Source organism: Bradyrhizobium sp. (assembly GCF_030697065.1).
Classification (GTDB): Bacteria; Pseudomonadota; Alphaproteobacteria; order Rhizobiales; family Xanthobacteraceae; genus Bradyrhizobium.
The window spans coordinates 1-11585 of the sequence record NZ_JAUYQU010000253.1 but is presented as its reverse complement, the minus strand read 5'-3'; the positions used below and the strand labels follow the sequence as shown (position 1 = coordinate 11585).

Here is an 11585-nt window from a genome sequence, read left to right as displayed (position 1 = left end):
GCCGTGGTGCAGCCGCATCGCTTCACGCGATTGCAGTCGCTGTTCGAGGAATTTTGTACTTGTTTCAACGATGCCGACACGGTGGTGGTCGCGGAAGTCTATCCGGCCGGCGAGGCGCCGATCGAGGGTATCGACCGCGATCATTTTGTGCTGGGCCTGCGCGCCCATGGCCATCGCGAGGTGATCCCGCTGCCGGCTTCCAGCGATCTCGCAGCCGTCGTCGCGGGGGCCGCGAAGACCGGCGACTACGTCATCTGCCTCGGCGCCGGCAACATCACCCAATGGGCCTATGCGCTGCCCGGCGAATTGAAGGCGCTGGGGTGATGGGCTCGCCTGCAGCTTCAGCATCTATCAATACGTCATGGCCGGGCCAGCCCGGCCCTGACGTATTGTGAGGGTTTGAGTGACGTTTCCCGACATCACGTCCGAGCTGAAAGCCGCCATGCCCGAGTTGCGCGGGCGGCTGCTGGCAAACCAGTCGCTGGCGGAACTGACCTGGTTTCGGGTCGGTGGGCCGGCGCAGGTGCTGTTCACGCCCGCGGATGAGGACGACCTCTCATACTTCCTGGCGCAATTGCCGGGCGAGCTTCCCGTCCATGTCGTCGGCGTCGGCTCCAATCTGATCGTGCGCGATGGCGGCATCCCGGGCGTGGTGATCCGGCTCGGCCCGCGCGGCTTCGGCGAGACCGGCGCCGAGGGCGATACCGTCACCGCCGGGGCTGCCGCGCTCGACAAGCGCGTGGCCGAGACCGCGGCGGCGGCCCATATCGGCGGGCTGGAATTCTACTTCGGCATTCCCGGCACCATCGGCGGCGCGCTGCGCATGAATGCCGGCGCCAACGGCGCGGAGACAAAGGACGTGCTGATCGAGGCGGTCGGCATCGGCCGCGACGGCCGCCGGCATGTGTTCGGCAATGCCGACATGAAATTCGTCTACCGCAGCAGCGGCGTCGATCCCTCCATCATCTTCACCTCGGCGCGCTTTCGCGGCAGCATCGCCGCGGGCGAAGCCATTCGCGCGCGGATGAACGATGTACAAAATCACCGCGAGACCGCGCAGCCGATCCGCGAAAAGACCGGCGGATCGACCTTCCAGAATCCGCCCGGCCACAGCGCCTGGAAGCTGATCGACGCCGCCGGCTGCCGTGGCCTGCGCGTCGGCGGCGCCCAGGTGTCGGAGCTGCACTGCAATTTCCTGATCAACACCGGTGACGCGACCGGCCATGATATCGAAACCCTCGGCGATACCGTGCGCGCGCGGGTGAAGGAAAATTCCGGAATTGAGCTACACTGGGAAATCAAGCGGATCGGAATTTTCGCGTAGACGTCATTCCGGGGCGCGCGCAGCGCGAACCCGGAATCTCGAGATTCCGGGTCTGGTCCTGCGGACCATCCCGGACTGACGAAGCAAGCCATCAATAGGTCAACTCATGCAGATCACCATTCTTTTCGGCGGCACCAACAAGGAGCGGCTGGTGTCGGTCGCCTCGGCGCAGGCGCTGCACCGGGCGCTGCCTGAAGCCGATTTGTGGTTCTGGGACGTCGACGACAGCGTGCGGGCCGTCCGCTCCGAGGCGCTGCTCGGCCATGCGCGGCCGTTCGAAGACGATTTCAAGCCGAATACTCCCAGCCTCGGCGCGATCGGGGCGGCGCTCGACAAGGCCGCGGCCGAGGACCGCGTGCTGGTGCTCGGCCTGCATGGCGGCCGCGCCGAGAATGGCGAGTTGCAGGCGATGTGCGAACTGCGCGGCATTCCCTTCACCGGTTCCGGCTCGGCCTCCTCGCATCTGGCGTTCGACAAGGTCGCGGCCAAGCGCTTTGCCGCGATTGCGGGGGTGCGGGCGCCGGGCCATGTGGCGCTGGCGGATATCGAGGCGGCGCTGGCCGAATACGGCAAGCTCATTGCAAAGCCGGCGCGCGACGGATCGAGCTATGGCCTGATTTTCGTCAACGCCAGGCAGGATCTGGTCGCCGTCCGCAACGCGGCGACGGCGGAAGAATATCTGATCGAACCGTTCATTTCGGGCGCGGAAGCAACCTGCGGCGTGCTGGAGCAGCCGGACGGCTCGCTGATGGCGCTGCCGCCGATCGAGATCATCCCGGCGGAAGGCGGCCTCGGGTTCGACTACCGGGCCAAATATCTGGCGGCATCGACCCAGGAAATCTGCCCCGGCCGTTTTGCCCCCGAGATCATGGCCCAGTTGATGGAGCAGGCGGAGAGGGCACACAGAGCGCTGTCGTGCAGCGGTTATTCGCGTTCCGACTTCATCGTCGCGAAGGACGGGCCGATCTATCTCGAAACCAACACCCTGCCGGGCCTGACCGGGGCCTCGCTCTATCCGAAGGCGCTGAAGGCCCACGGCATCGAATTCGCCGACTTCCTGCACGGCCAGATCGCGCTGGCGACGAAACGCGCCCGGCGCTAGCCGCTTTCGAGGTGAATTTGGCGTGGCCGTGTGGGGCGGGCCGGTTCCATTGATAAAAATGATACGATTGTCAGGCAAAGTCTTTTCAACGCGGTGCAAATCATTCCCTGCCTGCACCCGGTTTACCCTTTGTTTACCAGGAAGTCCGAAGGTTAACGCTGGCGGCGCATGTGGCGCTTGGCTGCCGGGGCGTGAGCTGTTGCGGATTTCCGCTTCGACGACGCATCGCGGGAACAACTGGCCTCTTCTGCCTTGAGGCCAGCACCCGACCCGGCATGGCAAGGACGTCCCATGTGCCAGAACCCGCAGGCGTTTCCTTGCGGGCAACATTTGACGAGCTCGTGCAATGGATGGTGCAGGACGCCTCGCTCGATCCTTGAGATCGCTGGGGCCCCAGGCTGACCTGAAAGCTGCCGCCATTGGCGCGGTCGTGCTGTTGCGCGAGCGGCTGGGCTTGCCGCGCCAGGCTGCTCACAAAAATCCACCCAAGGCGCCTCGCAGCAAGGCTGCCCGGGAGCCGCGCCTGCAGCGCGAACCGCCGAACCGCCTGATCGCCTTTGTCGAGCGCTACCTGCCTCACCGCGCCGGCGTCGTCGCCACAGTGCTGCTGCTGCTCGGCAGCGCCGGCTTTGGCGTCATCCAGGGCGGCCATCTCGCCGAATTCCTCGCAGCGCTGAGCGATACCCGCAATGCGGTCGCCAATTCCGCCGGTTTTCGCATCACCGCGGTCGCCATCAATGGCCGCAAGCAACTGACCCAGGACGAGGTGCTCGCGATCGGCGGCGTCAACGGCCGCTCGTCGCTCCTGTTCCTCGACGCCGCCACCGTGCGCGACAAGCTCAAAGCCAATCCCTGGATCGGCGAAGCCACCGTGCTGAAGCTTTATCCCGGCCAGATCCAGATCGATATCGTCGAACGCTCGGCCTTCGCGCTGTGGCAGAACGACGGCCGTCTCGCGGTGATTGCCGATGACGGCGCGGTGCTGGAGCCCTATCTGTCGCGCCGCTTCATTGCGCTGCCGCTGGTGGTCGGCAAGGGCGCCGACACCCGCGCCAGGGATTTCCTCGCGCTGCTCGATCGCTATCCGCAGGTGAGAAGCCAGACCAAGGCCGCGATCCTGGTCGGCGAGCGGCGCTGGAACCTGCGCCTCAAGCATGGTCTCGATATCCGCCTCCCCGAACACGACGTCGGCAACGCGCTGGCGGCGCTGTCGAAACTCGACCAGGAAGACCGGCTGTTCTCGCGCGACATCGTCGCCATCGACATGCGCCTGCAGGACCGGCTGACGGTGCAATTGTCGGAAGACGCCGCCAGGGCCCGCGAAGAACTGTTCAAGGAAAAGAAGCCGAAGAAGAAGGCCGGTGACGCATGACCGGCCTTGATCGCAACCAGACGCCCAAAACGCGTCCGATGCCGCAGAAGCGCACCGCGCTGGTGGCGTCGCTCGATATCGGCACCAGCAAGATCGCCTGCATGATCGCGCGGCTGAAGCCGTGCCCGCCGAACGACGCCCTGCGCGGCCGCAGCCATGCCGTCGAATTGATCGGCTACAGCCAGATCCAGTCGCGCGGCGTCAAGGCCGGCGCGGTGGTCGATCTCGCCGAATGCGAGCAGACGGTGCGCCAGGCGGTGGCTCTGGCCGAACGCATGGCCAAGGTCCGGGTCGAGTCCGTGCTGCTGTCGGTATCGGGCGGCCGGCTGCAGGGCCAACTGGTCGAAGCCGCGGCTGACATCAAGGGCGGCGCGGTGACCTCGGCCGACGTGTCCCGCATCACCTCCGCCGGCATGCGCCACGCCACCGGCGAGGGCCGCACCGTGCTGCATGCGCTGCCGGTCGGGTACGCGCTGGACGGCGTCAAGGGCATCCGCGATCCCCGGGGCATGGTGGCGCGCCAGTTCGGCGTCGACATGAACGTGGTCACGTCGGACGCCACCACCGCCAAGAACCTGATGCTGGTGGTCGAGCGCTGCCATCTCAACGTCGAGGCCATGGCGGCGAGTCCTTATGTCGCAGGGCTGTCGGTTTTGACCGACGACGAGGCCGATATCGGCGCCGCCGTGGTCGAAATGGGGGCGGGCACCACCACCATTGCGACCTACTCCGGCGGGCGTTTCGTGCATGCCAGCGGATTTGCGGTCGGCGGCCACCACATCACCATGGATCTCGCGCGCGGGCTGTCGGCCTGCATCGCGGATGCCGAGCGAATCAAGACGTTATATGGCACCGTGCTGACCGGCGGGTCCGACGCGCGCGAGTTGATGTCCGTGCCCGCTGCCGGCGACAACGAGCGGGATGCTCCGCAGATCGTGTCCCGCGCCACGATCGCCAACATCGTCCGGCATCGCGCCGAGGAGATTTTTGAAATGGTCAGGGACCGGCTCGCGGATTCTCCCTTTGCGGCAGAGCCGAGGGCGCGGGTGGTCCTGAGCGGCGGCGCTTCGCAGCTGACCGGCCTTCCCGAACTCGCCACCCGGATCCTCGGCCGTCCGGTGCGGATCGGCCGTCCGCTCGGCTTCGGCCGTCTGCCCAACGAGGCCAAGAGCGCGTCGTTCGCCGTGCCCTCGGGTCTGCTGGTCTATCCGCAATACGCTCATCTTGAACATGTCGAACCGCGGCATACGCGGCAGCTCAGGACAGGGACCGACGGTTATTTCGGAAAGGTCGGAAGATGGCTTCGCGAGGGCTTCTGATGAATCTTTTCCGCACCTTCAGGAATTCACCAACTCCCGCGGCCGCCGGCCGGGGCGAACCAACGCGCGCGTCGTAATCGAGAGGCAATCATGGCACTCAATCTTACTCCCCCCGACATCAGCGAACTGAAGCCCCGGATCACCGTCTTCGGCGTCGGTGGAGCGGGCGGCAATGCCGTCAACAACATGATCACCGCCGGACTTCAGGGGGTCGATTTCGTTGTCGCCAACACCGACGCGCAGGCGCTCACCATGTCGAAGGCCCAGCGCATCGTCCAGATGGGCACCCAGGTCACGCAGGGCCTCGGCGCAGGCTCCCAGCCCGATGTCGGCGCGGCCGCGGCGCAGGAAGTCATCGATGAAATCCGCGACCATCTCACCGGCGCCAACATGGTGTTCGTCACCGCCGGCATGGGCGGCGGCACCGGCACCGGCGCTGCTCCCGTGATCGCCAAGACCGCGCGCGACATGGGCATCCTCACCGTCGGCGTGGTGACGAAGCCGTTCCACTTCGAGGGCCAGCGCCGGATGCGCACCGCCGAGGCCGGCATCGCCGAGCTGCACAAGGTGGTCGATACGCTCCTGATCATCCCGAACCAGAACCTGTTCCGGGTCGCCAACGAGAAGACCACCTTCGCCGACGCCTTCGCGATGGCCGACCAGGTGCTCTATTCGGGCGTCGCCTGCATCACCGACCTGATGGTCAAGGAAGGCCTGATCAATCTCGACTTCGCCGACGTTCGCGCCGTGATGCGCGAAATGGGCAAGGCGATGATGGGCACCGGCGAGGCGACCGGCGAGAAGCGCGCGCTGACCGCGGCCGAGGCCGCGATCGCCAATCCGCTGATCGACGATTCCTCGATGAAGGGCGCCCGCGGCCTGTTGATCTCGATCACCGGCGGCAAGGACCTGACCCTGTTCGAAGTCGACGAAGCCGCTACCCGCATCCGCGAGGAAGTCGACCAGGACGCCAACATCATCGTCGGCGCTACCTTCGACGAGAGCCTCGACGGCGTGATCCGCGTCTCCGTCGTGGCCACCGGCATCGAGCAGGCGCTGATCTCGCGCAACGCCGGCGCCGCTGCCCCGGCCGTGACCAATGCGGTGGCGGCTGCTGCGCCGGCCCCCGCGCCGGACAGCCGTCTGGCCGACCTGACCGCGCGGCTGCGCGCCGACAATGCCCGCATGGCCGAACGCGCCCTGAGGTCGGAAGCCGCCGCCAGCCCGCCGCAGGCGGCGCCCGCCGCGCCGCAGCGCGCTTCCAGCAGCGTCGAACGCGCCGCTTTGGCCGCGATCGCTGCGGCGGTGGCCCCGGAAGCCCCGCAGCAATCCGCCCCGCTGCAGCCGGCGTCTTATGGCGACGTCACGGTTCGCCCGATCGCCCAGAAGCCGTCGCTGTTCCCGGACCATGACGTCGTGCGCGTCGAGACCCCGGAGCCGGCGACTCCCGAGACCTTCATCCCGCAGGCCGCCGAACGTCCGCCGGTCCGCGCGCCCAGGATGCCGAAGTTCGAAGACCTGCCGATGCCGGCCCAGGCCGAAATCCGTCAGGCCCGTGGCGAAACCGAGGAGGACCATCCGCAGAAGGTCCGGATGTCGCTGCTGCAACGCCTCGCCAATGTCGGCCTCGGCCGCCGCGACGAAGAGACCGAGCCGCCGATCGCGGCCCGCGCCTCCGGTCCGGCGATGCCCCCGATGCCCTCCCTGCCGGAACGCAAGCCGCAGCGCACGGTGGCGCAGCAGATCGCGTCGCATGAGCCCGTATCCGAATATGCCAGGCGGCCCGCGCCGCAGGGACTGGACGTCCACGGCCGTCCGGCACCTGTTGCTGCAGCGCCACAGGGCGACGATCATTTAGATATCCCGGCGTTCCTGCGCCGCCAGTCGAACTGAAGTTTGTTACAATTCTGACGAACGAAAAGGTCCCGGCGGTCTCCGCCGGGACCTTTTTCTTGGCCTGCCAAGGCTCCCCGGATATCCAGACAAGCGGCTGATATTAAACGGTTAATTATGTATTTGTGATTGGATGCAAGGGCCGAACCTGCCCTTGGCCGTGCCGCATTTTGGTTAACCTTTGGCGCGAATACGGCAGAGATAGGGTAACAATCGGTAAAAAAGCGTGAGTTGGCGCTGTTTGAGGCAGTGACTATGGTCTGCCGTGACTTGGGGATACTGAAGCGAGTCGACCGGCCCGATCGGGTTGTTCGCGTGTTTTTAGTAAGTCGGGTAGTGGGCAGTTAAGAATGAAATTCAGCCGGCAAACAACGCTTCGGTCGCAAGCCACTGTGACGGGCGTCGGCGTTCATTCCGGTTTGCCCGTCAGCCTCACCCTTGGACCCGCACCCGTCGATGCGGGTTTTATTTTTGTCCGAACCGGCCTCGACGGTTGCGACCGCGAAGTTCAGGCGTCTGCCGAATCCGTGATCGCCACCGAATTCGCCACCGTGCTGGGCGACCGCGAAGGCCCGTTGGTATCGACCGCCGAGCATGTGCTTGCTGCGCTGCGGGGCATGGGCGTCGATAACGCCATTATCGAACTCGATGGTCCGGAAGTTCCGATCATGGACGGCAGCGCCGTGGCATTCGTCGCCGCGATCGATCAGGCCGGTATCGTGACGCAGCAGGCTGCGCGCCGCTTCATCCAGGTGCTGAAGCCGGTGCAGGTCCGGATCGGTCATTCTTTCGGTGAATTGCGCCCGCACGCCGCCGGCTTCCGCGCCGAGGTCGAAATCGATTTCGCCAATGCGGTGATCGGCCGCCAGAGCTACACGCTCGATCTCAATCCGGAACGGTTCCGCCGCGAGATTGCCCGCGCTCGCACCTTCGGATGCATGAGTGACGTGGCGCGACTCTGGAGCGCCGGCTTTGCGCTTGGCGCCTCGTTCGAGAATTCGGTGGTGTTTGACGAAACCCGCCTGCTCAATACCGAAGGTCTGCGATACAGCGACGAATGCGCCCGCCACAAGGTTCTGGACGTGGTCGGCGACCTCGCACTGGCCGGCCTGCCGCTGCTCGGCGCCTATCGCTCGGTGCGCGGCGGCCACAAGCTCAATCACGCGGTGCTGACCGCTTTGATGGCCGATCGCAGCGCCTGGCGCGTGATCGAGGGCGAAACCGCCCGCCGCTCCTCGCGCGGTGCCGAAGCCGGCAGCGGCATGGTGGGCGGCATGGTCGCCCCGGCCTACGGCCCCGACGTTTCCTGAGCGTCTTCTCACTTTCGGCTTCGAAATGCCCTGAGCGTCTTTGACGTCTCACTGAAAGCGACCTTCGGCGTGTCCCGATTGGGTTCCAGAGCGGCATCTCCAACTCCCTCATGGTGAGGAGCACGTTGGCGGCGCTATTGCGCTGCCGGCGTGCGTCTCGAACCATCTGGCATATGGCTGTTGCCCATCCTTCGAGACGCCGCGCGAAGGGCGCGGCTCCTCAGGATGAGGTTCAACCTGTTGAAACGTCACAACCCTCTTGCCAATTTCCGCGGTAACCATGATCGGCCGCAAACCGGTCCGGCCGCCTTAATCCGGGCGAAATGCCTGCGTATTCGGTTGGTTAACGGACTTTTTTCAGTTAAATAGGCCCGCGGTTGCGCGACAAGGCGCTACGGGCACGGCGATCATTGCGTCCATGACCACGCGCATGGCGTGGCGGGCTCCGCATCACAGGCGTCAGGTCTTATTCTATGTCGGCACAGCGTAAGACGGCTCGTTCGGACCTTGCCCGCTTTGGGCGGCAGTTGCGGCTGGCCGCGGGGCTGGCGGTGCTGGCGACGGTTCTGAGCGGATGCGGCACCGGCGCGCTGTGGGACAAGTTCACGGCCAAGGACGACACCTTCAACGAAGAGCCCGCCGACAAGCTGTACAATGAGGGTCTGTACCTCATGAACCAGCGCAAGGATCCGAAGGCAGCGTCGAAGAAGTTCGAGGAAGTCGACCGCCAGCATCCCTATTCCGACTGGGCGCGCAAATCGCTGCTGATGTCGGCCTACGCGTTCTACAATTCCGGCGACTACGACAGCTGCATCGGCGCCGCGACCCGCTACGTCACCCTGCATCCCGGCAGCGCCGACGCCGCCTACGCGCAGTACCTGATCGCGGCCTCGCATTACGACCAGATTCCCGACGTTTCCCGCGACCAGGGCCGCACCGAGAAGGCCATCGGCGCGCTCGAGGAAGTGATCCGCAAATACCCGACGTCGGAATATGCCAACACCGCCAAGGCCAAGCTCGAGGGCGCGCGCGACCAGCTCGCCGGCAAGGAAATGGAAGTCGGCCGCTATAACCTGGAAAAGCGCAATTTCACCGGCGCCATCAACCGCTTCAAGACCGTGGTGACGCAGTATCAGACCACGCGCCATGTCGAGGAAGCGCTGGCGCGGTTGACCGAGGCCTATATGGCGATCGGCATCGTCGGCGAGGCGCAAACCGCGGCTGCCGTGCTCGGGCACAATTTTCCCGACAGCAAATGGTACAAGGACGCCTATAATCTGGTAAAGGGCGGCGGTCTCGAGCCGAGCGAGAACAAGGGCTCCTATATTTCCAGGGCCTTCAAGAAATTCGGTCTCGGCTAGGAATTTGGTTTAGGAATTTACCTGGCATGCTGGCCCGTCTGTCGATCCGTGACATCGTCCTGATCGAACGGCTCGATATCGAGTTTTCCCGTGGCCTCGCGGTGCTGACCGGGGAAACCGGCGCGGGCAAATCCATCCTGCTCGATGCCTTCGCGCTGGCGCTGGGCGGCCGCGGCGACGCCGGCCTCGTCCGCCATGGCGTCGAACAGGGCCAGGTCACCGCGGTGTTCGATGTCCCGAAGGGGCATCCGGCCTCGGCGATCCTTTCCGACAACGGGCTCGACGATACCGGAGAGATGATCCTGCGCCGGGTGCAACTCGCCGACGGCCGCACCCGCGCCTTCATCAATGACCAGGCCATCAGCGTGCAGACCCTGAAGGCGGTCGGCTCGGCGCTGGTCGAAATCCACGGCCAGCATGACGAGCGCGCGCTGGTCGATGCCTCGACCCACCGCCGGCTGCTCGACGCCTTCGCCGGCCTGGAGAAGGACGTCGCGGCGCTGGAGGCGCTGTGGAATTCGAGGCGCGCCGCCTTGACCGCGCTCGACGACCATCGCGCCGGCATGGAGCGCGCCGCCCGCGAGGCGGATTATCTGCGCCATGCCTCCGATGAATTGAAGAAGCTGAAGCCGAAGGACGGCGAGGAGACCGCGCTGGCGGAGCGCCGCACCGGCATGATGCAGGGCGAGAAGATCGCGGCCGATCTGCGCGAGGCGCAGGATGCGGTCAGCGGCCATCATTCGCCGGTGTCGAGCCTGTCGGCGGCGGTGCGCCGGCTGGAGCGCCGCGCCGGCCATTCGCCTGATCTGGTCGAACCCGCCGTCAAGGCGATCGACGCCGCCATCAATGCGCTGGAGGAGGCCGACCAGCATCTCACGGCGGCGCTGATCGCGGCCGATTTCGATCCCGCCGAACTCGAACGCATCGAGGAGCGGCTGTTCGCGCTGCGCGCCGCCGCGCGCAAATATTCGACCCCGGTCGACGGCCTCGCTGCGCTTGCGGCGAAATATGCCGCCGACGTGGCGCTGATCGATGCCGGTGCCGACCAGTTGAAAAAGCTCGAAGCGGCGGCGGCCGAAGCGGACAAGCGCTATGGTGCGGCGGCCGCCAAACTCTCTGCCATCAGGACGAAGTCTGCGGAAAAACTCAACAAGGCGGTGAACGCCGAACTCGCGCCGCTGAAGCTGGAGCGCGCCAAGTTCATGGCGCAGATCGATTCCGATCCGAAGGCGCCGGGGCCGCAGGGGTTTGATCGCGTCGAGTTCTGGGTCCAGACCAACCCCGGCACCAAGCCAGGCCCGATGATGAAGGTCGCCTCCGGCGGCGAACTGTCCCGCTTCCTGCTGGCGCTGAAGGTCGTGCTGTCGGACAAGGGCTCGGCGCCCACGCTGGTGTTCGACGAGATCGACACCGGCGTCGGCGGCGCGGTGGCCGACGCGATCGGCGCACGCCTCGCGCGGCTCGCCGGCAAGGTGCAGGTGATGGCGGTGACCCATGCGCCGCAGGTCGCCGCCCGCGCCGACCAGCATCTTTTGATCTCCAAGGACGCCCTCGACAAGGGCAAGCGCGTCGCCACCCGCGTCAACGCACTCGCCCCCGACCACCGCCGCGAGGAAATCGCGAGGATGCTGGCCGGCGCGGAAATCACGGCGGAGGCGAGGGCGGCCGCGGACCGGCTGCTGCGCGCGGCGACGGCGTAAGGTCCATCAACGTCATTCCCGGGCGCCTCGAAGAGGCGAACCCGGAATCTCGAGATTCCCCGGTGCGCAATTGCGCACCTGCGGTCTGGTCGTTCGGACCTTCCCGGAATGACGAACTCAGGTACAGATCGATTCGTGCAAATCGTCCCACTGCACCGTCATTACGGGGCGCCTCGAAGAGGCGAACCCGGAATCTCGAGATTC

At 65.9% G+C, this 11585-nt stretch carries 8 protein-coding genes and 2 pseudogenes; all 10 read left to right on the top strand.

Translation table 11 applies throughout. The features are described 5' to 3' along the window. Nucleotides 1-324, top strand: a pseudogene (murC, locus tag Q8R73_RS19835) (UDP-N-acetylmuramate--L-alanine ligase); the annotation flags it as partial. 79 nt (nt 325-403) lie between these two features. Beyond that, the gene (gene murB, locus Q8R73_RS19830) at nt 404-1324 is read left to right on the top strand and encodes a UDP-N-acetylmuramate dehydrogenase (RefSeq protein ID WP_305721244.1); all 921 of its coding nucleotides are present in this window, start codon (nt 404-406) and stop codon (nt 1322-1324) included. Nucleotides 1325-1430: 106 nt separating this feature from the next. Continuing rightward, the gene (locus Q8R73_RS19825) at nt 1431-2426 is read left to right on the top strand and encodes a D-alanine--D-alanine ligase (RefSeq protein ID WP_305721243.1); all 996 of its coding nucleotides are present in this window, start codon (nt 1431-1433) and stop codon (nt 2424-2426) included. 62 nt (nt 2427-2488) lie between these two features. Beyond that, nucleotides 2489-2806 (top strand): annotated as a pseudogene (locus tag Q8R73_RS19820) (D-alanine--D-alanine ligase); the annotation flags it as partial. Next, entirely contained in the window at nt 2773-3798 is a 1026-nt protein-coding gene (locus tag Q8R73_RS19815) for a cell division protein FtsQ/DivIB (protein ID WP_305721242.1), read from the top strand. The pseudogene Q8R73_RS19820 and the gene Q8R73_RS19815, both read left to right, overlap by 34 nt. Next, on the top strand, nt 3795-5117 hold the full coding sequence (gene ftsA, locus Q8R73_RS19810) for a cell division protein FtsA (RefSeq protein ID WP_305721241.1): 1323 nt from the start codon (nt 3795-3797) through the stop codon (nt 5115-5117). Before Q8R73_RS19815 ends, ftsA begins: the two co-directional genes overlap by 4 nt. Nucleotides 5118-5207: 90 nt before the next feature. Next, nucleotides 5208-7010 (top strand): cell division protein FtsZ, encoded by a 1803-nt coding sequence (gene ftsZ / locus Q8R73_RS19805; protein ID WP_305721240.1) that lies wholly within the window; start codon nt 5208-5210, stop codon nt 7008-7010. A gap of 350 nt (nt 7011-7360) precedes the next feature. Further along, complete coding sequence (gene lpxC, locus Q8R73_RS19800) at nt 7361-8320, top strand: UDP-3-O-acyl-N-acetylglucosamine deacetylase (RefSeq protein ID WP_305721239.1); 960 nt, start codon at nt 7361-7363, stop codon at nt 8318-8320. Between the two features lie 473 nt (nt 8321-8793). Next, nucleotides 8794-9681 carry an outer membrane protein assembly factor BamD gene (locus Q8R73_RS19795; RefSeq protein WP_305721238.1) on the top strand — a complete coding sequence of 296 codons (888 nt, stop codon included), beginning with the start codon at nt 8794-8796 and terminating at the stop codon, nt 9679-9681. Nucleotides 9682-9707: 26 nt separating this feature from the next. Continuing rightward, nucleotides 9708-11381, top strand: a complete 1674-nt coding sequence (gene recN / locus Q8R73_RS19790; protein ID WP_305721237.1) for a DNA repair protein RecN — start codon at nt 9708-9710, stop codon at nt 11379-11381. The last annotated feature ends 204 nt before the right edge of the window (nt 11382-11585 follow it).